Below are 24,577 nucleotides of genomic sequence, written 5' to 3' on the forward strand. Positions count from 1 at the left end.
ATGGCGACGAAAGCGGATCAGCGCGGAAATAACCGGGTCGTTTTCGAGCGCGGGGTTCCGGCCCAGATGATGGGCATCGACGGCACCTGGCGGCGCGACTGCACCATGGAGGACGTCTCCGAGACCGGCGCCAAGCTGACCATCGACGGCTCGGTCGAGGGCCTGCACCTGAAGGAATTCTTTCTGCTGCTGTCGTCCACCGGACTTGCGTACCGGCGCTGCGAACTGGCCTGGGTCAATGGCGACCAGATCGGCGTCAATTTCCTCAAGCTCGGCGACAAGAAGAAAAAGGCGCGCTCCACAGCCATCGGGGCGTGACGGCAACACTCGTCGTATAACCGTCACGGCGGGCGATTAAGGCGGTTGGGATGCGGTGCGGCGGGCCGAGGCTCATGCTAGGATTGCCGCGAAAGCGAAATAAAGGGATTTGAGAAAGCGAAGAATGTCCGTCAAACCGACCAAAGCCATGGTGCTTGCCGCAGGGTTCGGCCTGCGCATGCGCCCGCTGACGGACAAGATGCCGAAGCCGATGGTGCCGGTGGCTGGCCAGCCGCTGCTCGACCACGTGCTCGACAAGCTCAGCCATGCCGGCGTGACCGAGGCGGTGGTCAACGTGCATTACCTGCCCGATCAAATCATCGATCACACCGCATCGCGCCAATCTCCGCGCGTGATCATCTCCGACGAACGCGACCAGGTGCTCGGCACCGGCGGCGGCGTGGTCAAGGCGCTACCGCTGCTCGGCGATGCGCCGTTCTTCCACGTCAATTCCGACACGTTGTGGATCGATGGAGTGCGCTCCAACCTGACGCGGCTTGCGGAAAACTTCGACCCTGCGCGCATGGACATTCTGCTCTTGATGGCGCCGACCGCGACCAGCATCGGCTATAGCGGCCGTGGCGATTACGGCATGCTGCCCGATGGCGCCCTGCGCAAGCGCAAGGAAAAAGAGGTCGTTCCATTCGTCTATGCCGGCGCGGCGATCATGTCGCCCGCGATCTTTGCCGATGCGCCCAAGGGCGAGTTCTCACTGACCAAGATGTTCGACCGCGCCAATGAGCAGGAGCGGCTGTTCGGCCTGCGCCTCGACGGCGTCTGGATGCATGTCGGCACGCCTGATGCCGTGCATGCGGCGGAAGAGGCGTTTCTGGAGAGCGTGGCGTAAAGGCGCCTCGAAGACGGTGCCGTAGGGTGGGTTAGCCTTGCGACTGCGCGAAGCGCGGTTCGCACGGCGTAACCCACCTCTTTTGTTTCTGCGGCGACAGAAGTGGTGGGTTACGCCAGCGGACTGCGCTTCGCGCCGCCGCCGTCTAACCCACCCTACGACACCTGTTCCAGCATCGCGAACAGCGGGGAAGACCTCGCCCACACCCATGACCATTTGAGCTCGCCTCCCTATATTGGCGCCTGATTCCCGAATCAGGCAGCCCATGCGCGTTTTCAGCGTTCCCATCTCAGTTCCGTTCCTGCGCACGGTCGTCGCGGCCCTGCTCGACGGCCGGCTGGTCGATGGCTTCGAGGCGCGTAAGGAGCCGGCGCGGCTCGCGGACGCAACGTTGTACCTGCCGACCCGGCGCGCGATGCGCGTGGTGCGCGAGATCTTCCTCGACGAGATGAAGGCGGATGCGGTCGTGCTGCCACGCATCGTCGCGCTCGGTGACATCGACGAGGACGAGCTCGCCTTCGCCGACGAGGGCGAGCAGTTTTCGGGTGCAACACCGCTCGACATTCCGCCGCGGCTGGGTGAGCTCGAACGGCGGCTGACGCTGGCGCAGCTCGTCGCCGCTTGGGCCAAGGGCCCGGTGCTGGCGCCGCTAGTGGTCGGCGGCCCAGCTTCGACACTGGCGCTGGCGGGCGACCTCGCGCGGCTGATCGACGACATGGTGACGCGCGGCGTCGACTGGAGCGCGCTCGATGGTCTCGTGCCTGATAACCTCGACCGCTACTGGCAGCACTCGCTCGAGTTTTTGCGCATCGCGCGCATTGCCTGGCCCAGCCATCTCGCCGAGATCAAGCGGATCGAGCCAGCGGCGCGACGCGATCTCCTGATCGCGGCGGAAGCCAGGCGGCTGACCGCGCATCCGAGCGGGCCGGTGATCGCGGCCGGCTCAACCGGCTCGATGCCGGCCACCGCAAAATTCCTCCATGCGGTCGCATCGCTGCCACATGGCGCCGTGGTGCTGCCGGGCCTCGACACCGATCTCGACGATGACGCCTGGCGCACTATCGGCGGCGTGCGCGATGCGCTCGGCAAATTCGCGGAGCATCCGGCCTCGAACCATCCGCAATATGCCATGCACGCGCTGTTGCAACGTTTTGGCATCAAGCGCAGCGACGTCGAGATTCTGCAGCCGCCGGCAGAAGGCGGCCGCGATCTGCTTGCGTCGGAATCGATGCGGCCCTCGGCCAAGACGGAAATTTGGCATGACCGGCTGAAGCAGCCGGATGTCGCCGCAAAGATCGCCGGCGGCATGAAGAATCTTGCGGTCGTGGAGGCTCCCAATCCTGAAATGGAAGCCCTCGCGATCGCGATCGCGATCCGCGAGGCGCGGCACCTCGACAAATCGGCGGCACTGGTGACGCCCGATCGCGCGCTGGCGCGGCGGGTGATGGCTGCGCTGACGCGATGGGATCTCGCCTTCGACGATTCCGGCGGCGACGTGTTGATGGAAACACCCGCCGGCGTTTTTGCCCGCCTGGCGGCAGAAGCCGCGACCAAGGGCCTGGAGCCGCCGACGCTCTTGGCGATGCTGAAGCATCCGCTGTGCCGGCTCAGCCGTGCGCCCAGTGCGTGGAAGGCAGCGATCGAGGGACTCGAACTCGCGGTCCTGCGTGGCACGCGCCCACCCGCAGGCACGGCCGGCCTCCTGCGCGAATTCAACCGCTTTCGCGACGAGCTGGCAAAACTGTGGCGCAGCGAAGTCTCCGCGCTCCATAAGGCCGAGCCGCGCGCGCGGCTCAAGGCCGAGGACCTCGACCGCATCCAGGCGCTGATCGATTTCTTGCAAAAAGCATTGGCGCCGATCGAGAGCCTGGCCTCGTCAAGACCGTATGACTTCGCCGAGCTCGCGCACCGGCATCGCGAGATCATGATCGAGCTGTCGCGCGACGAGCAGGGCATTCCGCTCGCTTTCGAGGAGCGCGAAGGCCTCGCCCTCGCCAGCGCCTTCGACGACCTGCTGCGCGGCGGCACGACCAGCGGGCTGATGGTGCCGTTGCCTGACTATCCCGATGTCTTCCAGACCGCGTTCGGCGATCGCGCGGTGCGGCGGCGCGACAGGCCGGGCGCCCGGCTGCAAATCTACGGCCCCCTGGAATCGCGCCTGATGCAGGCCGACCGTATCATCATTGGCGGCCTGATCGAGGGCGTCTGGCCACCGGCGCCGCGGATTGATCCCTGGCTCAGCCGGCCGATGCGGCATGAGCTCGGTCTCGACCTGCCGGAGCGCCGCATCGGCCTCTCCGCGCACGACTTTGCGCAATTGCTCGGTGGCGACGAGGTGATCCTCACCCATTCCGCCAAGGCCGGCGGCGCGCCGGCGGTGGCGTCGCGCTTCCTGCACCGGTTAGAGGCGGTGGCGGGCGATGATCTCTGGAAGGCGGCAGTTCGCGCCGGCGAGAAATACGTGCAGTTCGCCGGCGCAATGGACCAGCCCGACGAGGTCAGGCCGATCAAGCAGCCCGAGCCGCGACCACCGCGCGCGACGCGGCCGCTCAAAATGTCCGTGACCGCGATCGAGGACTGGCTGCGCGATCCCTACACGATCTACGCAAAGCACATTTTGCGGCTGGATGCGCTGGATCCGGTCGACATGCCACTCTCGGCCGCCGATCGCGGCTCGGCGATTCATGATGCGCTCGGCGAGTTCACGGAAACATATGCGGCACGCCTGCCCGACGATCCCGCCCGCGTTCTGCGGGCAATCGGCGAGAAGTATTTTGCGCCCCTGATGGAGCGCCCCGAGGCGCGGGCACTGTGGTGGCCGCGCTTCCAGCGCATCGCGCGCTGGTTCGGTGAATGGGAGACGGCGCGGCGCGATGCGATCGAGGCCATCACGGCGGAGACCCACGGCGAGATCTCGATCACGCTCGACGCCACGCGTAGCTTCCGCCTCTCAGCGCGCGCGGACCGCATCGAGCGCCGCAAGGGCGGCTTCTATGCCATCCTCGACTACAAAACCGGGCAGCCGCCAAGCGACAAGCAGGTCCGCATGGGCCTGTCACCGCAGCTGACGCTGGAAGCCGCGATCCTCCGCGAAGGCGGCTTTCCCGACATCAACGCCGGTGCGTCGGTCAGCCAGCTCGTCTATGTCCGCCTGAGCGGCAACAATCCGGCCGGGGAAGAGCGCATCCTCCAGCTCAAGGTAAACAAAGGTGACGAGCCAATTCCGCCGGACACTGCCGCCGCCGACGCCAGAGCCAAATTGGAGGCGCTGATCCGCGCCTTCGAGGACGAGAACCAGCCGTACACCTCGCTGAACCTGCCGATGTGGGCGAACCGCTACGGCACCTATGACGATCTTGCCCGGATCAAGGAATGGTCTGCGGCCGGTGGATTGGGGATCGAGGAATGGTGAAGGTGCCGCGCCCCATCCCCGACGAGGTGCGCGCGCGGCAGGCGCGCGCATCCGATCCGACCGCCTCCGCTTTCGTGTCGGCCAATGCCGGCTCGGGCAAGACGCATGTGCTGGTGCAGCGTGTCATCCGGCTGCTGCTGTCGGGCGTGCCGCCGGAAAAGATCCTCTGCATCACCTTCACCAAGGCCGCCGCTGCGAACATGGCCGAGCGCGTGTTCACCACGCTCGGCCATTGGGTGACGCTGGACGATGCCGGGCTCGATGCAGCCATCCGCGCCGTCGGCATTCCCTACCCCAGCGCAAAGCTGCGACGCGAGGCGCGAAAGCTGTTCGCTTGTGCGCTGGAAACGCCGGGCGGCTTGAAGGTGCAGACCATCCACGCGCTCTGCACCCGCCTGCTCCAGCAATTCCCGTTCGAGGCCAACGTGCCGGCGCGCTTTGCCGTGATCGACGAGCGCGACCAGACCGACATGATGGAGCGCGCCAATCTGAAGGTGCTGCTCGACGCCGCGCGTGATCCGGAGAGCGTCACAGGCCGCGCGCTGCTGACGGCGATGGCGAGCGCCGCCGACGTCACCTTCAAGGAGGTCGTGCGCGAGGCGTGCCTCAGTCGCGATCATTTCATGGCCTGGACCGACGAGGCCGGCAACGCCGAGGCAGCTGCTGCTCAGATGGCGGCGGTGCTGGGTGTCGACCCAAGTGATCGCATCGAGGACGTCGAGACCGAGATTCTCGACGGTCCGTTCCTGCCGCGGCCGCGCTGGGACGACATCGCTTTTGCGCTGGAGGACGGCAGCAAGTCCGACAACGACCAGGCCGGCCGGCTCCGCGAAGCAAAAGTCTTTTCCGGCAGCGCACAGGTCGACGCCTATCTCTGCGTCTTCCTCACCGACGACAAGCTGCCGCGCAAGACAGTGCTGACCAAGAAGTTTTGCGATCACAACCCGTCCGTCGCCCGCCTGTTCGAGGCCGAAGGGCAACGCATCGGTGAGCTGGTCGAGAAGCGCCGCGCGGTGATCATGCGCGACCGCACCGCGGCCCTGCTGCATATCGCGACCGCGGCCGCGGCCAACTACCGGCGCGAGAAGCAGGAACGCGGTCTGCTCGACTATGACGACCTCATCGACAAGACGCTGGCGATGCTGGACCGCGTCTCCTCGGGCTGGGTGCATTACAAGCTCGACCGCGGCGTCGATCACGTGCTGATCGACGAGGCCCAGGACACCAGCCCGCGGCAATGGGACATCGTCGCGCACATCATCTCCGAATTCACCGCAGGCGAAGGCGCGCGCGAAGGGCTGAACCGCACCATCTTCGCCGTCGGCGATGAGAAGCAGTCGATCTTCTCGTTCCAGGGCGCAGCTCCCCACGAATTCGACGCGCGCCGGCGCGAGCTGCACCGCAAGTTCACCGCGGCCGGGCTGAAGTTCGATCCGGTCGCCTTCACCTATTCGTTCCGCTCGGGCGCCGCAATCCTGCACTCGGTCGATCACGTCTTCCGCGATCCCCAGATCTACAAGAGCATCCACTCGGTCGAGATCGGCCATCCCCTGCACAATGCGCTCGCCGATGCAGGCCCGAGCGTGATCGAGCTGTGGGATCTCGCGGAAGCCGACGACAGGCAGGACATCGAGGGCTGGCGCGCGCCGTTTGACGGCGTCGCCGTCACCAGCCCCGAGGTCAAGCTCGCGCGCCGCATCCAGACTGAGATCAAGCACCTGGTCGAAAGCGGCACGCTGACGGGACACGAAGGCGAACGGCGGCCGCTGCGCTATGGCGACATGCTGATCCTGGTGCGGCGACGCGGTAATGCCTTTGACGCCGTGATCCAGGCGCTGAAGCACGCTGGCGTCCCGGTCGCCGGCGCCGACCGGCTCAAGCTCACCGAACACATCGCCATCATCGACCTGATGAACCTTGCGGACGCGCTGCTGCTGCCGCAGGACGATCTCGCGCTCGCGGTGGCGCTGAAGAGCCCGCTGTTCGGGCTCGATGACGACGACCTGTTCACGCTTGCCTGGGACCGCAAGGGATCGCTGCGCCGCGCGCTGGGCGAACATGCGGACACAAGCGAGAAGTTCGCCACGGCATTGCGGCGCCTGGAAGCCTGCGAGATGCGCGCGCGCGAGGAGACGCCGTTCGCGTTCTACGCTTGGCTGCTCGGCGGCGATGGCGGCCGCGCACGCATCCTGCGCCGTCTCGGCTTTGAGGCCAACGACGCGCTCGACGAGTTCCTGGAGCTGGCGCTGAACTATGAGCGCAAGGCGCCGGCCTCGCTGCAGGGCTTCATGGCCTGGCTGCGTTCAGCCGATACCGAGGTGAAGCGCGACATGGAGATCTCGCGCGACGAGGTGCGGGTGATGACCGTGCACGGCGCCAAGGGCCTGGAGGCCTCGGTCGTATTCATGGTCGACACGACATCCTCGCCCGCGGACTCGCAGCGGCTGCGGCTGATCCACGTGCCGCGCGGCAATGGCGGCGAGGTGGTGGTCTGGGCCGGCCGTAAGGCCGACGATCCCAAGCCGGTCGCCGAGGCGCGCAAGGCCATGCTCGAGGAGACCGAGGACGAATATCGCCGCCTGCTCTACGTCGCGATGACGCGCGCCGCGGACCGGTTGATCGTCGGCGGCTGCATGCCCGGCAATATGAGGACCGTCCGCAAGCTGAGCTGGTACGATCTGGTCGACACCGGCCTCGCCGGCTCGGCCCTGGACAAGCAGATCATCGAGACGCCGCTCGGCAAGGTGACACGATTCGCCCGGCCGGAAGACGTCGCAGCGCTGGGCACGCCGGCGACGTCGGCGGACCAGACAATCGCTTTGCCGGACTGGCTGCGAGCGACGGCCCCGCGCGAGATCATCGACGAGGATCCCGTGCGCCCCTCGGGCCAGTCGGCCGAAGAGGGCCGCCGCGTACGCACCGGCGAATCGGTGCAGTCCCGCGCGCTGGCGCTTCAGCGCGGCACGCTGGTGCACCGGCTGCTGCAATCCCTGCCCGACATCGCCGCCGAGCGCCGGCGCGAGGCCGCACGCGACTTCATGGCACGCAATGCCTCGGACTGGCCCGAGGCCGACCGTGCCGCGCTGGCCGACAAGGTGCTCGCCTTGATCACTGAGCCGCGCTTCGCCCCGGTCTTTGCCGCCGGCAGCCGGGCCGAGGTCGCCATCGTCGGCAAATTGGAGCGGCCGGGCCGCACCCCGGCGCTGGTGTCGGGGCAGATCGACCGGCTGGTCGTTGATCCGGATCAGGTTTTGATCGTGGATTTCAAGACCAACCAGGCGGCACCCAGAAGCGTGGCCGAGGCCCCCGCCGCCTATGTCCGGCAGCTCGCACTGTACCGGGCGGTGCTGGCGCGGCTTTATCCCCAAAAGTCGATCCGCGCCGTGCTGCTCTGGACCGAGGCCCTTGAATATATGGAGATTTCAGCCCCCGCGCTGGACGCGGCGCTGGCATCCCTTCATCTCGGTGTGAGCGTCCTTGACCCGGCAAGGAGCCGTTCATAGGTTGACCCCATGATCCCGGGCGCGATTCCAGGTCGCGCCGATTCTTTCAACCGAGTGAGGTACTCCAATGGCCGTTAGCAAGGTTTCCGACGCCGATTTCGAAGCCGAAGTGCTCAAGGCGAACGGCCCCGTGGTCGTCGATTTCTGGGCTGAATGGTGCGGCCCCTGCCGCATGATCGCGCCCGCCCTCGACGAGATCGCCGGTGCGATGGGCGACAAGGTCAAGATCGTGAAGCTCAACGTCGACGAGAGCCCGAAGACCGCCTCGAAGTATGGCGTGATGTCGATCCCGACCCTGATGATCTTCAAGGGCGGCGAGATGGCCTCCCGCCAGGTCGGCGCGGCGCCGAAGGCAAAGCTCCAGCAGTGGATCACCTCCGCGGTCTGATCCTTCTCGCGCAGGATTATTTTCGAGAACGGCCGGCGATAGCCGGCCGTTTTGCGTTGATGGGACGTGTTCAGCGTAGGACGAGTCCCAGCCCTTGCCCGCCCCTCCCGCAAAGCGCGCGCGAAAATCGACCTCCCTCGTTGCGATGGAGGCACGGTCGGTCGATGCGATCCCGCGCGGCAAGGAGTGGCAGTACGAGCCGAAATGGGACGGCTTTCGCTGCCTGCTGTCGCGCAACGGCAGCGACGTCGATCTGCGCTCGAAGTCCGGCGAAGACCTCGCGCGCTATTTCCCCGAGATCGTTGCCGCCGCGTTGAAGCTGAAGGCGGACCGTTTCACGCTCGACGGCGAGATCGTCGTGCCGCACGGCAAAGGCTTTTCCTTCGACGCGCTCCTGCAACGCATTCATCCCGCGGCAAGTCGCGTGAAGAAGCTCTCGCAGGACACGCCGGCGCTCTACCTCGTCTTCGATCTGCTCGCGACGGCCGGGGAGAAACGTCTGGCTGAAAAGACGCTGGGCAAGCGACGACCGGCGCTGGAAGCGTTTGCCAAAGCCAACCTGAAAGGCAGCATTTTCCGCCTCTCACCGGCGACGGCAAGTTATGCCACTGCCCAAAAATGGCTGGCGCAGTCCGGCGGCGGATCGGACGGCGTCATCGCCAAGCGCATCGACCTGCCCTACCAAGCCGGCACGCGCGACGGCATGCAGAAGATCAAGAAATTCCGCAGCGCCGATTGCGTCGTCGGCGGCTTCCGCTACGCCACCAACAAGATCACCGGCCGCGACGTGGTCGGCTCGCTGCTGCTCGGGCTCTACGACGATGATGGCTTGCTGCATCACGTCGGCTTCACCTCGGCGATCAAGGCGGAGCAGAAGCCTGATCTGACCGATCGGCTCGAAGCATTGATTGGCGAGCCCGGCTTCACCGGCAACGCGCCGGGTGGGCCGAGCCGCTGGTCGACCGAGCGCTCCGCGAAATGGTGTCCGCTCAAGCCAAAGCTGGTGATCGAGGTCTGCTACGACCATTTCAGCGGCGAACGCTTCCGCCACGGCACCTCGCTCCTGCGCTGGCGCCCCGACAAGGCGCCGCGGCAATGCACATTCGAGCAGCTGAAGCAGAAAGTGGCCGATCCGATGAAGCTGTTGAAGTGAGCTAGCAGTAGCCCGGATGGAGCGCAGCGTAATCCGGGAATTGTGCCACAAGCGACGACGGCCCCGGATTACGCTGCGCTCCATCCGGGCTACAAGATCACAACTACCCGATCCATCCCGTCGCCAGCGCGTTCGCCAGCTCCGGCTGCCCGTTTCGCCGCGCCAACTCCGCCATCGCTTCATGATCGTACACGACGTGCCGGAACGTCACCTGCCAGGCGCCATCAGCAAGTTCGAGAATGGCATAACGCGCGTGCGGCGTGCCGGCTTCGACGACGTGCGGATACGGATGCTTGTCGCGATAACCAGGACTGCCGACGCTGCCGGGATTGACGATCAGCCGGCCGTCGCGCAGGCGCACGGCGCGGGCGAGGTGAGTGTGGGCGCAGAGGATCAGCGACTGCGTGATGCCTTGCGCAAATTGCTCGATGCGATCGAGCGGGGACAGCGCCACCGTGCCGTCGGGATGCACCGTGTCGAGCCAGTACACCTCGTCGCTGCCGGGCGTCGCGTGGCACAGGAACACCTGCTCTCGGAACACCCGCGTCATCGGTTGCGCACGCAGCCAGTCGAGCTGCGCGGCATTGAGCTGCGCATGGGCGGGACGATCCCATGAGCCCATCTGTTCCGGAGCGCGGTCGAGCAGATAGCGGTCGTGATTGCCGAGCACGTGCACGGCGTCGAGCGTCATCAGGATCTCGATCGTCCGGCGCGCATCGAGCGGTCCGCTCAGCATGTCGCCGAGATTGACGATGTCGGCAATGCCTTGCGCGCGGATGTCGGAGAGCACGGCTTCGAGCGCGAGATAGTTTCCGTGGACGTCGGCAATCGCGGCAAAACGCATTGTTCATCACCGTAGCCCGGATGGAGCGAAGCGAAATCCGGGGCCTTCATCGCTTGTGGCACGATCCCGGATTGCGCTGCGCTCCATCCGGGCTACGCAAACTCATGCAGGCGGCGTGCCGTTGATCGCCAGCACGTGGCCGGCCAGATACAGCGAGCCGGTGATCAGGACGCGCGGTGGCACCTCGTAGGCGAGCTTCGCCAAGGCGCGCAACGCGGCCTCGATGCCGGGCGCGGGCTCGACGCGCATGCCGAGACTGCGCGCGGCGTCCGTGAGGCGGTCGACCGGCATCGCGTTCTCGGTATCGGGGATCGGCACCGCGATGATGTGACGGGTGAGACCGGCGAAATTGGCGAGAAAGCCCTGAGCATCCTTGTTGGCCATCATGCCCGCGATGACGACCAGCGGCCGCGACACCCGCTCTTCGAGATCGCCGAGCGCAGCCGCCGCGACACGGCCGCCCTCGGCATTGTGCCCGCCATCGAGCCAGATTTCCGAGCCCTGCGGCCCCCAGGAGAGCAGCTCGCCGGAGGTGATGCGCTGCATTCGGGCCGGCCATTCCGCGCCGACGATGCCGGCCTCGAACGCCGCCTGGTTAACCTTGAACGCCGGGACGGCGCGCAGCGTCGCGATTGCAAGGCCGGCGTTGTCGAACTGGTGGCGGCCGAACAAGCGCGGCGCTGCCAGGTCCATCAAACCGCGATCGTCGGAATAGACCAGGCGTCCGCGCTCGACATTGACGTGCCAGCTTTCGTTCGCCGCAAACAGCGGTGCGCGCATGCGCCTGGCCTGCGCCTCGATCGCGTTCATCGCCTCCGGCGATTGCTCGGCGCAAATCACGGGTACGCCGCGCTTGATGATCGCGGCCTTCTCGCCGGCGATCGATGCCAGGGTCGACCCAAGGAAGTCCATGTGATCCATGCTGACAGGCGTGATCACGCAGGCCGCCGGCACATCGATCACGTTGGTCGAATCGAGCCGGCCGCCGAGGCCGACTTCGAGCAGCACCACGTCGGCCGGATGCTGTGCGAACAGATGCAAGGCCGCGGCGGTCTTCAGCTCGAACAGGGTCGCAGCCTCGCCGGCATTGACGCGCTCGACCTCTTCGAGAGCGGCGCGCAATTCATCGTCACTGACGAGCACGCCGCCACCGACGCGGCCCAGCCGGAAGCATTCGTTGATGCGGACGAGATAGGGCGAGGTGTAGGCGTGGACGCGCAAGCCTGCTGCCTCCAGCGTCGCGCGCAGATAAGCGAGCGTCGAACCCTTGCCATTGGTGCCGGCGATGTGGATCACCGGCGGCAGCTTGCTTTCGGGGTGGCCGAGCCGCGCGAGCAGGCGGTGCATCCGCTCGAGCCCGAGATCGATGCGTTTCTGATGCAGGGCCGACAGCCGCCCGATCAATTCGCCGAGCGGCGGCTTTGCGCTGTCAGAGGACGCGTTCACGCGTGGGGCGCGGCCGGCGCCGTCTCGGCGGCCGATACGATCTGCGCCGGGCTCGCAACCGGCTGCACCGGCTTCGATGCGCTTTCCAGCGCCGGCGCCTTGGTCAGCAGGCGGCAGAGTCGCGCCAGCGTCGGACGCAATTCGTGGCGATGCACGACCATGTCGACCATGCCGTGCTCCTTGAGATACTCGGCGCGCTGGAACCCCTCGGGGAGTTTTTCGCGGATGGTCTGCTCGATCACGCGCGCGCCGGCAAAGCCGATCAGAGCGCCGGGCTCGGCGATCTGCACGTCACCGAGCATCGCATAGGATGCAGTGACGCCGCCGGTGGTCGGATTGGTCAGCACGACGATATAGGGCAGTTTTGCCTCGCGGAGCATCTGCACCGCAACGGTGGTGCGCGGCATCTGCATCAGCGACAAAATGCCTTCCTGCATGCGCGCGCCGCCGGATGCGGCGAACACGATGAACGGCGCATTCTTCTCGACCGCAAGCTCGAGCCCGCGCACGATGGCTTCGCCCGCGGCCATGCCGAGCGAGCCGCCCATGAAATCGAAATCCTGCACGGCAACGACGACGGCGGAGCCTTCGAGCTTGCCGTAGCCGACCTTGATCGCGTCGTTCAGGTTGGTGCGGGCGCGCGCGTCCTTGATGCGGTCGACGTATTTCTTCTCATCGCGAAACTTGAGCGGGTCGGGCGTGACCTCGGGCAGTGCGACGTCGAACCAGGTCTCGTTGTCGAAGATCGACTTCAACCGGGCCACCGCACCCATGCGCATGTGGTAGTTCGAGCCGGGGATGACGAACTGATTGGCTTCGACGTCCTTGTAGAACACGAGCTGTCCGGAATCTGGGCACTTGATCCACAGGTTCTCCGGCGTCTCCCGCCGCAGCATGTTGCGGATCTTCGGCCGGACCACATTGGTAAGCCAGTTCATGGTTTGCTCCGAGGTGCGAACCCGCCTCGCGGATCGCCTGAAGGGATATATGGCGGCCGGGCCGCTGCCCGGCAAGCGCCGTGTCGCCCGCCCGAAAAGCGGAATTATGGCCTATTCCGCCGCCTGTTGCGCGCCCTTGACGCCCTGGGCCAGGGCCGCCGTCAATTCAGCGACGGCGTTGACGGTTTTGCCAGTCGCCCGCCCGTCCGCATCGAGGCTGTTCTTGAGCGCATCGACCAGCGCGGTGCCGACCACGGCACCATTGGCATGCGAGGCAATGGCGCGCGCAGCCTCCGGCGTGCGGATGCCGAAGCCGACGCAGACCGGCAGTTTTGTGTGTCGCTTGATGCGGGCAACTGCTTCGCTCACCGCCGAGGAATCCGCGGCCGCAGCACCGGTGATGCCGGTGATCGAGACGTAGTAGACGAAGCCCGAGGTGTTGGCGAGCACGGCCGGCAGACGCTTGTCGTCGGTGGTCGGCGTCGCCAGGCGGATGAAGTTGAGGCCGGCCTTCATCGCGGGCAGGCAGAGCTCGTCGTCTTCCTCCGGCGGCAGATCGACGATGATCAGACCATCGACGCCGGCGCTCTTGGCATCGACGAGGAACTTGTCGACGCCATAGATGTAGATCGGATTGTAATAGCCCATCAGCACGATCGGCGTCGTGTTGTCGTCCGTGCGGAAGCCGCGCACCAGCTCGAGCGTCTTCTTCAGCGTCATGCCGGCCTTGAGCGCGCGGAGACCCGCAGCCTGGATCGACGGACCATCGGCCATCGGATCGGTGAAGGGCATGCCGATCTCGATCACGTCGGCGCCAGACTTCGGCAGCGCCTTGATGATCTCGAGCGACGTCGCCGCATCGGGGTCGCCGGCCATCAGGAAGGTCACGAAGGCCGAGCGGCCCTGCTTTTTCAGCTCGGCAAAACGGGTGTCGATACGCGTGGTCATGGTTTTGCGGCCGCTGTGCTATACCTCTCCCCTCCGGGGAGAGGTCGGCTGCGAAGCAGCCGGGTGAGGGGGATGGAGAGGTTCAAATCCAGAGCGCGAAGGCTCCGCGAGTCGGTACGTCGTCGACTTCGTGACGCTGGACGGAAAACTGATCATTGAGGTCGACGGCGTGACACATTCCACTGCCTCGGAGCTCGATCGAGACAAACGTCGGACCGAAGCGCTCGAAGCTTGCGGCGTCGTTCGTGTCTCGAATACCGACGTGTACGAAAATCTCGAGGGTGTCCTCGAGCTGATCGCAACCTCACTGAGGTTCGAGTGAGTGGATAGACCCCTCACCCGGCTGCTTCGCAGCCGACCTCTCCCCGACGGGGAGAGGTGAAGAGAGTGCGACACCCGCCTCACTTGCTCTTGCCCCTGAGGATATCGCCGACCTGCGGGACGTCCTTGTCGCCGCGGCCGGAGAGGTTGACGACCATCAGGTGATCCCGAGGCCGCTTCGGCGCGAGCTCCATCACCTTGGCGATGGCATGGGCGGGCTCGAGCGCGGGAATGATGCCTTCGAGCCGCGACAGCAGCTGGAACGCGGCGAGGGCTTCGTCGTCGGTCGCGGAGAGATAGTTCACGCGGCCGATCTCGTGCAGCCAGGAATGCTCGGGGCCGATGCCGGGATAGTCGAGACCGGCCGAGATCGAATGCGCGTCCTGGATCTGCCCGTCTTCATCCATCAAGAGATAGGTGCGGTTGCCGTGGAGCACGCCGGGACGGCCGCCCGCGATCGAGGCGGCGTGCAGCTGCGTGAGGCCATGGCCCGCGGCCTCGACGCCGAAGATCTCGACCGAGGGGTCGTCGAGGAACGGATGGAACAGGCCCATCGCGTTGGAGCCGCCGCCGATGCAGGCCACCAGCGAATCCGGCAGCCGGCCCTCGACCTCCTGCATCTGCGTCTTGGTCTCGTTGCCGATGATCGACTGGAAGTCGCGCACCAGCGTCGGATAGGGATGCGGGCCCGCCACCGTGCCGATGCAGTAGAACGTGTTGTGCACGTTGGTGACCCAGTCGCGCAGCGCCTCGTTCATGGCGTCCTTCAGCGTGCGCGTGCCCGACTGCACCGGGAATACCTTGGCGCCCAGCATCTCCATGCGGATGACGTTGGGCTGCTGCCGCTCGACGTCGACGGCGCCCATATAGACCACGCATTCCAGGCCGAAGCGCGCGCACAGCGTCGCGGTGGCGACACCGTGCTGACCGGCGCCGGTCTCGGCGATGATGCGCTTCTTGCCCATGCGCCGCGCCAGCATGATCTGGCCGAGCACGTTGTTCACCTTGTGCGAACCGGTGTGGTTGAGCTCCTCGCGCTTGAGGTAGATTTTCGCACCGCCAAGATGCTCGGTGAGGCGCTCGGCGAAATACAGCGGCGAGGGCCGGCCGACATAGTACTTGAGGTAGCCGTTCATCTCGGCCTGGAACGCCGGATCGGCCTTGGCTTCGGTATAGGCCTTCTCCAGATCAAGGATCAGCGGCATCAAGGTTTCGGCGACGAAGCGGCCGCCGAAAATGCCGAAATGGCCGCGCTCGTCGGGGCCGCTGCGATAGGAATTGGGTTTGGCGACGTTCATCGGACACTCAACTCTTGGCTTGTATCTTGGCTGGCGCGCGCGGCGCGAATGAAGGCCTTGATCATCTCGGGATCCTTGACGCCGGGGGCGCTCTCGATGCCGGAGGAGACGTCGACGCCGCCGGCGCCGGTGACGCGGAGGGCTTCGGCGACGTTGTCGGCGTGAAGCCCGCCCGAGACCATGTAGGGCAGGATCAGATCGAGATTTTCGAGCAGGTGCCAATCGAAGGGCGCGCCGAGACCGCCGGGGCGGGTTGCATCTTTCGGTGCGCGCGCATCGAACAGGATGCGGTCGGCGATTGCGGCGTAGCCGGGCAGCACGGCGAGATCGGCAGATGTGGCGACCGGCACCGCCTTCATCACCGGACGGCCGAACCGCTGCTTGATATCGCGCAGCCGCGCCACGCTCTCCTTGCCGTGGAGCTGGAGAATGTCCGGCGACAGCGCGTCCATGATGTTGTCGAGCGTGGCGTCGTCGGCATCGACGGTGAGCGCGACCTTGAGCGCGCGCCGCTTCACCTGGCGTCCGAGCTCGCGGCCCGCTTGCAACGACAGATGCCGCGGCGACGGCGGAAAGAACACGAACCCCACCATGTCGGCACCCGCCTCGAGCGCCACCTCGAGCGTCTCGGGCGTAGACAGGCCGCAGATCTTGACGAGCAGGGACATGGTCTCAAAGCGAATGGTGGCCGCGGGCCTGCGGCCGGAAAACAGGGCTTTCGGTTGCGGCCGCTTCTACAACGTCGCGCGCTGCTTGTCTCGCCCGATGGGCCCGTAAAGGCCGACCCCCGAGGCGACGGGGAGGCGCTGGGACTCGGGCTTTGCTGCAGCCATTTGGGCCCGCAGATCGGCCAGTTCGCCCCTGGCAGCCCGTGCATCCGCATCATTCCGGCGCGCCGCGCGCCGCCAGTGCCGCTGGCCGAGCCAGACGGCGCAGCCACCTGCCAGGACGCCAAGGGCGGCGACCAGGATCAAAAGCAGGAACAGCGGCAAGGTGACCGACAGGGACGGGTCGGACGACAGGAAGGGATCGAAGGAGACGGTGACGAAATGCCGGTTGGCGACGGCGAAGACCACCAGGAGCAGGCCCAGCGGAATCACGATCAGCGCGGTCAGGAACTTTCGCATCTCGCTTCGCTCGCCTTGAATCAAGCTTGCGGCCGCATCGCCGCGACCGCAGGAAATCTTGACGCCGGCCTCAGTCTGCCGCGCCGGGATCCGGATGGTCTCGGTTCAACCGCTCGCGCATTTCCTTGCCGGTCTTGAAGAACGGAACGCTCTTCTGGTCGACCGGCACATGGGCGCCGGTGCGCGGATTGCGCCCGGCGCGTGCCGGGCGGTGCTTGACCGAGAAGGCACCGAAGCCGCGCAGCTCGACGCGATCACCGCGTGCGAGGGCCGCTACGATCTCCTCGAGAATCGCATTCACAATGTTCTCGACATCCCGCTGGTACAGATGCGGGTTGTGCTCGGCGATACGCTGAACAAGTTCGGATTTGATCATCGAGAGATAGGACCCGGAAGCGTGCGGATGACCATTTCCGTGAAAATACCGTGATCTGTCAAGACGCTAAATCAAGGTTGAGCGTCGTGAAAATGCGTGACAAATGCCGAAAAAGCAGGCTGCCCCGGCACCCGTCCCGCGGGAAAAAGCTCTCGGACTCGCCCAGTTCCCGTCAGTTTGACGCGGCCGGCTGCCACAAGGCCAGCATTCCATCCATTCCGAACCGATCGACCGCCTGTGCGACGCCAGTTTGCCCGATTTGATGCGCAATCGCGCCTAAACCCAGCGCTTCCAGCGTTACGGCGGCCGCCGTCTTGAGGAACGGCAGATCTCCGAAGCGCGGCTGCAGCTTGTAATCGCGCACGCTGAGCCCCTTCTTGACGCCCTTCTGCTCGACCAGCCAGGTCACCGCCGTCTTCTCGTCGCCGATCTGATCGATCAGCTTGAGATCGATCGCCTGGCGGCCGGTGAAGACGCGGCCATCGGCCACTTTCTCGAGCTGCGTGTCATCCATGCCACGCCGCTCCTTCACCAATCCCCTGAACCAGGCGTAGGAGTCCTTCACCAGCGCATCGAGCGCGGCGCGGGCCTCGGGACTGGTGGGCTCGAAACCGTTGGGCGCGGCCTTCAGCGGCGACGACTTCACCTCCTCGACCTTGACGCCGATGGTCTTCAAGAGCTCGGTGACGTTCGGATACTGGAACAGCACGCCGATCGAGCCGACCAGCGAGCTCTGCTGGGCGATGATGTGGTCGCTCGCAATCGCGGTGATGTAACCGCCGGAGGCGGCAAGACCCTCGACCACGACGACGAGCGGCTTCTTCGCCTTCAGCCGGGTGAGCGAATCGTAGAGCTGCTCGGAGCCGGCGGTGGTGCCGCCCGGCGAGTTGATGTGAACGATGACGGCCGCGGCCTGCGAATTCTCCAGTCGCTCCAGCGCCTGGGTGCGATCGGAATCGCTGCGGATCAGGCCCTCGATGTGGACGCGCGCGATCGACCCGGCAGATGCGAACGTGCCGCGTGCACCTGGCGTCGCGATCAGCGCGAAGCTCGCGATCGCCGCGATCGCGATCAACGCGGCCATCACGCGCCAGAACGTCAGCTTGCGGCGGATCCTGCGGCGATCAACGATGATGTCCGAATCGAGCGACATCGGAATATCTCCAAATGAATGGCTAGGCGCGTTGTGCCGTCACAGCGTGACCAACGGCTTATCTGGATACATCAATTGCGGCGCAATTTGAAGAAAACAAGGCTGTGACCGCGGTAGGTGCGTAGCCCGGATGGAGCGCAGCGAAATCCGGGACAGTCCGTCCGTGAGGCAACGACCCCGGATTACGCTTGCGCTCCATCCGGGCTACAAGCGTAACAAAAAAGCCCCGGCTCGCGCCGAGGCTTTGATGTCAGCGAAACCTGCGTTTCGCTTACTTGTTGTCGCGGTTCTTGAGCGCAGTGCCCAAGATGTCGCCGAGCGTCGCACCCGAATCGGAGGAGCCGTACTGCGCGATGGCTTCCTTCTCTTCGGCGACTTCGAGCGCCTTGATCGACACCTGGACCTTGCGGGCCTTCTTGTCGAACTGGATCACGCGGGCATCGACCTTCTCGCCGACGGCGAAGCGTTCGGCACGCTGGTCGTTGCGGTCACGGGCGAGCTCGGAGCGCTTGATGAAGGTCGAGAAGTCGGTACCGGCGATCTTCACCTCGATGCCGCTCTCCTTCACTTCGAGCACTTCGCAGGTCACGACCGCGCCCTTCTTGACATCGCCCGGCTCGGCGAAGGGGTCGCCTTCGAGCTGCTTGATGCCGAGCGAGATGCGCTCCTTCTCGACGTCCACATCGAGCACCACGGCCTTCACCATGTCGCCCTTCTTGTAGTTGTCGATCACCTGCTCGCCCGGAAGCTTCCAGTCGAGATCGGAGAGGTGGACCATGCCGTCGACGTCGCCTTCGAGACCCAGGAACAGACCGAACTCGGTCTTGTTCTTGACCTCGCCCTCGACCACCGAACCGGTCGGGTGACCTTCGACGAAGACCTCCCAGGGGTTACGCATGGTCTGCTTGAGGCCGAGCGAGATGCGGCGCTTGACGGAATCGACTTCCAGCACCTGCACATCGACTTCCTGCGAGGTCGAGACGATCTTGCCGGGGTGCATGTTCTTCTTGGTCCACGACATCTCGGAGACGTGGATCAGGCCTTCGATGCCCGGCTCGAGCTCGACGAACGCGCCGTAGTCGGTGATGTTGGTGACGCGGCCGGTGAAGCGGGCACCCAGCGGGTACTTGGCTTCGATGCCCTGCCACGGATCGTCCAAGAGCTGCTTCATGCCCAGCGAGATGCGATGCGTCTCGTGGTTGATCTTGATGATCTTGACCTTCACGGTCTGGCCGATCGAGAGCACCTCGGTCGGGTGGTTGACGCGGCGCCACGCGATGTCGGTGACGTGCAAGAGACCGTCGATACCGCCGAGATCAACGAACGCACCGTAATCGGTGATGTTCTTGACCACGCCGTCGATGACCTGACCCTCTTCGAGGTTCTGCACCAGCTCCTGGCGCTGCTCGGCGCGAGTCTCTTCCAGCACGGTGCGGCGCGACACGACGATGTTGCCGCGACGCCGGTCCATCTTGAGGATCTGGAACGGCTGCGAGTTGTTCATCAGCGGCGCGACGTCGCGGATCGGACGGATGTCGACCTGCGAGCGCGGCAGGAAGGCCACGGCACCGTCGAGGTCGACGGTGAAGCCGCCCTTGACCTGGTTGAAGATGACGCCGTTGACCTTCTCGTTGTTCTGGAACGCCTTCTCGAGCTTGCCCCAGCTCTCTTCGCGGCGCGCCTTGTCGCGCGACAACACGGCTTCGCCGAGGGCGTTCTCGATGCGATCGAGGAACACTTCCACCTCGTCGCCGACCTTGAGGTCGCTGTCACGGCCGGGGCCGGAAAATTCGCGCAGGGCCACGCGGCCCTCGGTCTTCAGGCCGACGTCGATGACGGCCATGTCCTTTTCAATTGCAACCACCTTGCCCTTGACGACGGAGCTTTCCTGCAGGTTGCCACCTGCGAAGGACTCGTCGAGCATCGCGGCGAAATCGTCGCGCGAGGGGCTGTAGGTATCAGCAGAAGTCGAAGCCATTTGTTCTCCAGTTGCGGATGTCTTGCCGGCCGTTGGGTTCATGGGCGCATCGCACACGCAGTGTCGGAAGGTCCGCAAGACCTTCGAGCGACCGCTCGCTGCCCCGGCTCGGCGCCGGAACTGCGGAAGCGGGCCGGCTGAGGCCCGCGCGTTCGATACGTGGAATCGTTGTCCGGAGCCTTGGATCGCGCCGGCCCCCAACAGGGACCGAAGGTTATCGACCTCAAAGAGCGGGAGCGGGCGCTTCCTCCAATGACGGCTGCGGCTTAACCCCGCGACCGGCCCGCTCGGACGGCCTCGATAATGTCGATGGCGGCCCTGACGCCGCCTTCTATATCCAGTTGGGAGTTATCAAGCAAGTGAGCATCCGGGGCTGGTTTTAAAGGCGCAATCAGCCGGTTCTTGTCGCGCTCGTCGCGCTGGACGATGTCGGCGAGCACGGCCGCCTCGTCCGCCTCCTCCCCCCGCGCCCTCGCCTCCATGGTCCGGCGATGGGCGCGGACCTTGGGATCGGCGACGACGAAAATCTTCACGTCGGCATGGGGGCAGATCACGGTTCCAATATCCCGGCCATCGAGCACGGCCCCGGGCGGATCAGCGGCGAATTGCCGCTGGAAATTGACCAGGGCCTCGCGGACCCCAGGGATCGCCGAGACGATGGAGGCCCCCTCGCCGACCTTCTGGGTCTTCAGGGCGGGATTGCCGAACCTTTCGGGGTCGAGCTCCAGCGCCGCCGCGACCGCCGCGGCTTCATCGCGGAGATCGTGACCGGACTGCATCAGCTCGTAAGCCACCGCACGATAGATTACGCCGGTATCGAGATGACGATAACCGTAATGGTGGGCGAGGCGCTTGCCGAGCGTCCCCTTGCCCGAGGCCGCCGGCCCGTCGATGGCGATGATCATGAAAACTCGGCCCCTAGCGAACGCATCATCGGGATGAAGTCCGGAAAGCTGGTGGCGATGAAGGCGGTGTCGTCGACGCTCACCGGCTGGTCGGACGCGCAACCCATCACCAGCGCGGACATCGCGATGCGATGATCCATATGGGTGGCAACAACGCCCCCGCCGGGCACGTGACCGTGGCCCTCGACGATCAGATCGTCGCCGGAGACCTCGACCTTCACGCCGTTGACGCGGAGCATGGCAGCCGTGGCTTCCAGCCGGTCGGATTCCTTGACGCGCAGCTCTTGCAGGCCGCGCATGATGGTGGTGCCTTCGGCGAAGGCGGCTGCGACCGCCAGCACCAGATATTCGTCGATCATCGACGGCGCGCGCTCCGGCGGCACCTCGACACCGCGCAGTTTCGACGCGCGCACGCGCAGCTGCGCCATCGGCTCGCCGGCATCGCGACGGACGTCGTTTTCCTCGATCGAGGCGCCCATTTCGCGGAGCGTGGTGAACAGGCCGGTGCGCAGTGGATTGGTCATCACGTCGGACAGCACCACGTCGGAGCCCTCGGCGATCAGCGCGGCAACGACCGGGAAGGCCGCCGACGAGGGATCCGCGGGCACGACGACGGTGGCACCGTGCAGCTCAGGCTGGCCGATCAGCGTGATGCGGCGGCCGTGCTGGCCTTCCTGCACTGATGTGATGTCGGCACCGAAATGCTTCAGCATCAGCTCGGTATGGTCGCGGCTCGCCTCGCTCTCAATCACCGTGGTGGTGCCGGGCGCAGCCAGGCCCGCCAGCAGCACGGCCGATTTGATCTGGGCCGAGGCGACCGGGGTCTTGTAGATGATCGGCAGCGGATCGCGCGCGCCCTGGAGGGTCAGCGGCAGACGGCCGCCCTCGCCGCCCGACACGACCCTGGCGCCCATCTGTTCGAGCGGGTCGAGGATCCGGCGCATCGGGCGGCTGCGCAGCGAGGCATCGCCGTCGAACACTGCCGAGATCGGGCACCCCGCAACGGCGCCCATGACGAGGCGGCAGCCGGTGCCGGAGTTGCCGAAATCGAGCGCCGCCTTGGGCTGGGCGAAGCCGCCGACACCGACGCCGTTCACCGTCCAGGCGAAATCGCCGGTGCGCTCGACCCTGGCGCCCAGCGCCTGCATTGATTTCGCGGTGTTGAGGACGTCCTCTCCCTCGAGCAGGCCCGAAATGCGGGTCTCGCCGACCGCGAGCGCGCCGAGGATCAGGGCACGGTGGGAGATCGACTTGTCCCCGGGCACCCGTACTTTCCCGGTCAGGGGGCCGCTGGCGCGAGACTGGAGCGGCCTCGGTTGGTCGGAATGGGTCAAGATTGTGTCCTTGGATGCGCCTTGAAGGCTGGGCCGCAGGTACCACATGGTCCGCGCCCCGTCACGGGCATGTCGTTCTTCCGTAATGCGCTATTGACAGCGGGCCGCCAACTAGCCAAGTGAAGCACCGCTTTTCAGACATTCCCAGGATTCCTGCCGTGGCCAAGTCCGAACTCGGAACCAAACGTATTTGCCCGACCACGGGCAAGAAATTCTATGACCTCAATAAGAATCCGGTGATCTCGCCCTATACCGGCGAGGTGGTGCCGATCGCCCCCATCGCTCCCGCACGTGCGTCCCGCGGCACTGAAGCCCGCAGCATGGCCCAGGACACCGCGCCGGAGCCGGCGGAGGCCGAGGAACTGGTGTCGCTCGAGGAGGCCGATGCCGAGGAGAACACCGGCAAGGTCAAGGCTGTCGTACCCGAGTCCGAGGACGATATCGAGGTCGACGAGACCATCGACGACGACGATGATGATGATTCGACCTTCATTGCCGACGAGGAAGAGGGCGATGAGGACGTGACCGACATCATTGGTGATGTCGGAGGTGATGAAGAGACTTGAGATCAGCCCTGATCTGTGAAAAAGGGTGCACCGCGCGAGTCACCAGGGCTCGCCGGTTGGGGTGATCCACCAGATTCACCCCGTCTAAGGTTAAGGGGCCATAGCTCAGCTGGGAGAGCGCTTGCATGGCATGCAAGAGGTCGGCGGTTCGATCCCGCCTGGCTCCACCACGCTTCGCCCTTCGGGCTTCGCGTGGCGCAGCCGCGCAGAGCCCGAAGGGTGAAGCGTGGTTCCGGCGTAGCCCGAAGGGCGAAGACGGACTGGTGCGATGCCCACCTAACGACTACCCAAGCGATAGCCGTCAATGTGGTACGTCTACATTCTCCGAAGCGTTGACTTTCCAGATCAGGATTACATCGGCGCCTCGGAAGATTTGAAGCGGCGAATTCCGGAACACAATGCCGGCAAGTCTAGCCACATCGCTAAATATAAGCCTTGGAAATTGATCTGGTACTGCGCCTTTCCTGATAAGTACAAAGCTCTGGCGTTTGAAAAGTACCTGAAGTCTCACTCCGGCCGCGCTTTCACGAAGAAGCGGCTTTCCTAGGCTCTGACGAGCTTCCCTACTCCCCGATCATCGCATTGAGCCGGTCGCGCAGCGCGACGATCTCGTCCTTCATCGCGACCAGTTCCGGCACCGAGCAGTCCGACGCCGCCAGAATCGATTGCGGCACGTTGCGCGCCTTGTCCTTCAGCGCATGGCCCTGCGGCGTCAGGGCGATCAGCACCTGACGCTCGTCCTCGCTCGAGCGGGTGCGCCTCACGAGATGGGCGGCCTCGAGCCGCTTGAGCAGCGGTGTCAACGTGCCCGAATCCAGGAACAGCTTCTCGCCGATGTCCTTGACCGGCACGTCGTCGCGCTCCCACAGCACCAGCATCACCAGGTATTGCGGATAGGTCAGGCCGAGCCGGTCGAGCAGCGGCTTGTAGACGCGGTTGAAGGCATGCGCGGCCGAATAGACCGCGAAGCAGATCTGATTGTCGAGCCGCAGCGGCGCGTCCGCTGCCGATAGTTTCCGGGCCATGGGGACTCTCACGGGATTTGCCCCGCATTGTGGGGCCGGGCGGCCGCATATTCAATTGCGAACAATTAAATGTGAGGCACCACAATTTATATTGTGCGCAATCTAATTGTCTGCGATACAGATCGCACCACCCGAACCCCCAGGGAGATGAAGATGTCCGTGAACGTCCTCTACAAGACCAGTGCCAAGGCGACCGGCGGCCGCGACGGCCATGCAGCGACCCTCGACGGCGCGCTCGACGTCAAGCTGACCACGCCGAAGGAGCTCGGCGGCGGCGGCGGCGCCGGCAACAATCCCGAGCAGCTGTTCGCGGCCGGCTATGCCGCCTGCTTCATCGGCGCGATGAAGTTCGTGGCTTCGCAGGGCGGCCCCAAGGTTCCCGCCGACGCCTCCGTCACCTCGACCGTCGGCATCGGCCCGCGCTCCGAGGGCGGCTTCGGTCTCGACATCGATCTGGCCGTCTCGCTGCCCGGCCTGGCCCGCGCCGAGGCCGAGGCGCTGGTCGAGAAGGCGCACCAGGTGTGCCCGTACTCCAACGCCACGCGCGGCAATGTCGACGTTCGCCTGACGGTCGTCTGACCGGAAGTGCGGATTGGCTGGCCCGAGATCCCCCCTCGGGCCGGCCGCTTCCACCTGATTTGCCACGCTGCGGGATTGCGCCGCGGCGGTGCATACGGCCCTACGCGCGGGGCCATTG

At 65.5% G+C, this 24,577-nt stretch carries 22 protein-coding genes, 1 tRNA gene and 1 pseudogene; 11 read left to right on the forward strand and 13 right to left on the reverse strand.

The window, feature by feature from the left end; genetic code table 11:
* From AAE027_RS31625 to AAE027_RS31650, 6 genes are all read left to right on the forward strand, one after another.
* Positions 1-318 carry a PilZ domain-containing protein gene (locus AAE027_RS31625; RefSeq protein WP_370989802.1) on the forward strand — a complete coding sequence of 106 codons (318 nt, stop codon included), beginning with the start codon at positions 1-3 and terminating at the stop codon, positions 316-318.
* A gap of 124 nt (positions 319-442) precedes the next feature.
* Positions 443-1,165: a nucleotidyltransferase family protein gene (locus AAE027_RS31630; RefSeq protein ID WP_091882291.1), complete on the forward strand. Its 723-nt coding sequence runs from the start codon at positions 443-445 to the stop codon at positions 1,163-1,165.
* A gap of 265 nt (positions 1,166-1,430) precedes the next feature.
* Positions 1,431-4,577: a double-strand break repair protein AddB gene (gene addB / locus AAE027_RS31635; RefSeq protein ID WP_370989800.1), complete on the forward strand. Its 3,147-nt coding sequence runs from the start codon at positions 1,431-1,433 to the stop codon at positions 4,575-4,577.
* On the forward strand, positions 4,571-8,080 hold the full coding sequence (gene addA / locus AAE027_RS31640) for a double-strand break repair helicase AddA (RefSeq protein WP_370989799.1): 3,510 nt from the start codon (positions 4,571-4,573) through the stop codon (positions 8,078-8,080). Before addB ends, addA begins: the two co-directional genes overlap by 7 nt.
* 67 nt (positions 8,081-8,147) lie before the next feature.
* Complete coding sequence (trxA, locus tag AAE027_RS31645; protein WP_008540017.1) at positions 8,148-8,468, forward strand: thioredoxin; 321 nt, start codon at positions 8,148-8,150, stop codon at positions 8,466-8,468.
* Between the two features lie 145 nt (positions 8,469-8,613).
* Entirely contained in the window at positions 8,614-9,621 is a 1,008-nt protein-coding gene (locus AAE027_RS31650; protein ID WP_370989855.1) for an ATP-dependent DNA ligase, read from the forward strand.
* 103 nt (positions 9,622-9,724) lie between these two features.
* Here AAE027_RS31650 and AAE027_RS31655 read toward each other — a convergent pair whose 3' ends face one another.
* From AAE027_RS31655 to trpA, 4 genes are all read right to left on the reverse strand, one after another.
* Positions 9,725-10,465 carry a metallophosphoesterase family protein gene (locus AAE027_RS31655; protein ID WP_370989798.1) on the reverse strand — a complete coding sequence of 247 codons (741 nt, stop codon included), beginning with the start codon at positions 10,463-10,465 and terminating at the stop codon, positions 9,725-9,727.
* Between the two features lie 102 nt (positions 10,466-10,567).
* A complete protein-coding gene (locus AAE027_RS31660; protein WP_370989797.1) occupies positions 10,568-11,911 on the reverse strand; it encodes a bifunctional folylpolyglutamate synthase/dihydrofolate synthase in 1,344 nt (447 codons plus the stop codon).
* Positions 11,908-12,849, reverse strand: a complete 942-nt coding sequence (accD, locus tag AAE027_RS31665) for an acetyl-CoA carboxylase, carboxyltransferase subunit beta (RefSeq protein WP_091882310.1) — start codon at positions 12,847-12,849, stop codon at positions 11,908-11,910. The genes AAE027_RS31660 and accD overlap by 4 nt, the downstream gene beginning before the upstream one ends.
* Positions 12,850-12,960: 111 nt before the next feature.
* The gene (gene trpA / locus AAE027_RS31670) at positions 12,961-13,797 is read right to left on the reverse strand and encodes a tryptophan synthase subunit alpha (RefSeq protein ID WP_370989796.1); all 837 of its coding nucleotides are present in this window, start codon (positions 13,795-13,797) and stop codon (positions 12,961-12,963) included.
* 106 nt (positions 13,798-13,903) lie between these two features.
* Here trpA and AAE027_RS31675 point away from each other — a divergent pair.
* Positions 13,904-14,119 (forward strand): annotated as a pseudogene (locus AAE027_RS31675) (endonuclease domain-containing protein); the annotation flags it as partial.
* Between the two features lie 79 nt (positions 14,120-14,198).
* Here AAE027_RS31675 and trpB read toward each other — a convergent pair.
* The 8 genes from trpB to aroA form a co-directional block, all read right to left on the reverse strand.
* Entirely contained in the window at positions 14,199-15,416 is a 1,218-nt protein-coding gene (trpB, locus tag AAE027_RS31680) for a tryptophan synthase subunit beta (RefSeq protein ID WP_370989795.1), read from the reverse strand.
* Entirely contained in the window at positions 15,413-16,084 is a 672-nt protein-coding gene (locus tag AAE027_RS31685) for a phosphoribosylanthranilate isomerase (RefSeq protein ID WP_370989794.1), read from the reverse strand. Before AAE027_RS31685 ends, trpB begins: the two co-directional genes overlap by 4 nt.
* A 66-nt stretch (positions 16,085-16,150) precedes the next feature.
* Entirely contained in the window at positions 16,151-16,543 is a 393-nt protein-coding gene (locus AAE027_RS31690) for a LapA family protein (RefSeq protein WP_091883014.1), read from the reverse strand.
* Positions 16,544-16,613: 70 nt separating this feature from the next.
* Positions 16,614-16,919: an integration host factor subunit beta gene (locus tag AAE027_RS31695; RefSeq protein WP_008539997.1), complete on the reverse strand. Its 306-nt coding sequence runs from the start codon at positions 16,917-16,919 to the stop codon at positions 16,614-16,616.
* A gap of 172 nt (positions 16,920-17,091) precedes the next feature.
* A complete protein-coding gene (sppA, locus tag AAE027_RS31700) occupies positions 17,092-18,072 on the reverse strand; it encodes a signal peptide peptidase SppA (protein WP_370989793.1) in 981 nt (326 codons plus the stop codon).
* 271 nt (positions 18,073-18,343) lie between these two features.
* A complete protein-coding gene (rpsA, locus tag AAE027_RS31705; protein ID WP_164934835.1) occupies positions 18,344-20,050 on the reverse strand; it encodes a 30S ribosomal protein S1 in 1,707 nt (568 codons plus the stop codon).
* A gap of 266 nt (positions 20,051-20,316) precedes the next feature.
* Positions 20,317-20,955 (reverse strand): (d)CMP kinase, encoded by a 639-nt coding sequence (cmk, locus tag AAE027_RS31710; RefSeq protein WP_091882330.1) that lies wholly within the window; start codon positions 20,953-20,955, stop codon positions 20,317-20,319.
* A complete protein-coding gene (gene aroA / locus AAE027_RS31715) occupies positions 20,952-22,289 on the reverse strand; it encodes a 3-phosphoshikimate 1-carboxyvinyltransferase (RefSeq protein WP_370989792.1) in 1,338 nt (445 codons plus the stop codon). Before aroA ends, cmk begins: the two co-directional genes overlap by 4 nt.
* Before the next feature lie 158 nt (positions 22,290-22,447).
* Here aroA and AAE027_RS31720 point away from each other — a divergent pair, with 158 nt between their 5' ends.
* The 3 genes from AAE027_RS31720 to AAE027_RS31730 all read left to right on the forward strand — a co-directional run bounded on the left by AAE027_RS31720 (position 22,448) and on the right by AAE027_RS31730 (position 23,402).
* Positions 22,448-22,855 (forward strand): TIGR02300 family protein, encoded by a 408-nt coding sequence (locus AAE027_RS31720; protein WP_091882337.1) that lies wholly within the window; start codon positions 22,448-22,450, stop codon positions 22,853-22,855.
* 94 nt (positions 22,856-22,949) lie between these two features.
* A tRNA-Ala gene (locus tag AAE027_RS31725) sits at positions 22,950-23,025 on the forward strand.
* A gap of 134 nt (positions 23,026-23,159) precedes the next feature.
* Positions 23,160-23,402 (forward strand): GIY-YIG nuclease family protein, encoded by a 243-nt coding sequence (locus AAE027_RS31730; protein ID WP_370989791.1) that lies wholly within the window; start codon positions 23,160-23,162, stop codon positions 23,400-23,402.
* 16 nt (positions 23,403-23,418) lie between these two features.
* Here the strand turns inward: AAE027_RS31730 and AAE027_RS31735 are convergent, their stop codons facing one another.
* The gene (locus tag AAE027_RS31735) at positions 23,419-23,880 is read right to left on the reverse strand and encodes a MarR family winged helix-turn-helix transcriptional regulator (RefSeq protein WP_370989790.1); all 462 of its coding nucleotides are present in this window, start codon (positions 23,878-23,880) and stop codon (positions 23,419-23,421) included.
* 153 nt (positions 23,881-24,033) lie between these two features.
* Here AAE027_RS31735 and AAE027_RS31740 point away from each other — a divergent pair, with 153 nt between their 5' ends.
* Positions 24,034-24,459 (forward strand): organic hydroperoxide resistance protein, encoded by a 426-nt coding sequence (locus AAE027_RS31740; RefSeq protein ID WP_061023501.1) that lies wholly within the window; start codon positions 24,034-24,036, stop codon positions 24,457-24,459.
* Positions 24,460-24,577 lie beyond the last annotated feature (118 nt).

Source organism: Bradyrhizobium sp. DN3 (assembly GCF_041357655.1).
GTDB lineage: Bacteria > Pseudomonadota > Alphaproteobacteria > Rhizobiales > Xanthobacteraceae > Bradyrhizobium.

Coding starts and splice junctions, on each gene's coding strand:
- cmk (WP_091882330.1), bottom strand. CDS start 20,955: ATGATCATCGCCATCGACGGGCCGGCGGCCTCGGGCAAGGGGACGCTC.
- trpA (WP_370989796.1), bottom strand. CDS start 13,797: ATGACCACGCGTATCGACACCCGTTTTGCCGAGCTGAAAAAGCAGGGC.
- AAE027_RS31630 (WP_091882291.1), top strand. CDS start 443: ATGTCCGTCAAACCGACCAAAGCCATGGTGCTTGCCGCAGGGTTCGGC.
- sppA (WP_370989793.1), bottom strand. CDS start 18,072: ATGTCGCTCGATTCGGACATCATCGTTGATCGCCGCAGGATCCGCCGC.
- AAE027_RS31695 (WP_008539997.1), bottom strand. CDS start 16,919: ATGATCAAATCCGAACTTGTTCAGCGTATCGCCGAGCACAACCCGCAT.
- AAE027_RS31730 (WP_370989791.1), top strand. CDS start 23,160: ATGTGGTACGTCTACATTCTCCGAAGCGTTGACTTTCCAGATCAGGAT.
- AAE027_RS31650 (WP_370989855.1), top strand. CDS start 8,614: ATGGAGGCACGGTCGGTCGATGCGATCCCGCGCGGCAAGGAGTGGCAG.
- addB (WP_370989800.1), top strand. CDS start 1,431: ATGCGCGTTTTCAGCGTTCCCATCTCAGTTCCGTTCCTGCGCACGGTC.
- AAE027_RS31685 (WP_370989794.1), bottom strand. CDS start 16,084: ATGTCCCTGCTCGTCAAGATCTGCGGCCTGTCTACGCCCGAGACGCTC.
- trxA (WP_008540017.1), top strand. CDS start 8,148: ATGGCCGTTAGCAAGGTTTCCGACGCCGATTTCGAAGCCGAAGTGCTC.
- AAE027_RS31740 (WP_061023501.1), top strand. CDS start 24,034: ATGTCCGTGAACGTCCTCTACAAGACCAGTGCCAAGGCGACCGGCGGC.
- AAE027_RS31735 (WP_370989790.1), bottom strand. CDS start 23,880: ATGGCCCGGAAACTATCGGCAGCGGACGCGCCGCTGCGGCTCGACAAT.
- AAE027_RS31625 (WP_370989802.1), top strand. CDS start 1: ATGGCGACGAAAGCGGATCAGCGCGGAAATAACCGGGTCGTTTTCGAG.
- addA (WP_370989799.1), top strand. CDS start 4,571: ATGGTGAAGGTGCCGCGCCCCATCCCCGACGAGGTGCGCGCGCGGCAG.
- trpB (WP_370989795.1), bottom strand. CDS start 15,416: ATGAACGTCGCCAAACCCAATTCCTATCGCAGCGGCCCCGACGAGCGC.
- accD (WP_091882310.1), bottom strand. CDS start 12,849: ATGAACTGGCTTACCAATGTGGTCCGGCCGAAGATCCGCAACATGCTG.
- AAE027_RS31655 (WP_370989798.1), bottom strand. CDS start 10,465: ATGCGTTTTGCCGCGATTGCCGACGTCCACGGAAACTATCTCGCGCTC.
- AAE027_RS31690 (WP_091883014.1), bottom strand. CDS start 16,543: ATGCGAAAGTTCCTGACCGCGCTGATCGTGATTCCGCTGGGCCTGCTC.
- rpsA (WP_164934835.1), bottom strand. CDS start 20,050: ATGGCTTCGACTTCTGCTGATACCTACAGCCCCTCGCGCGACGATTTC.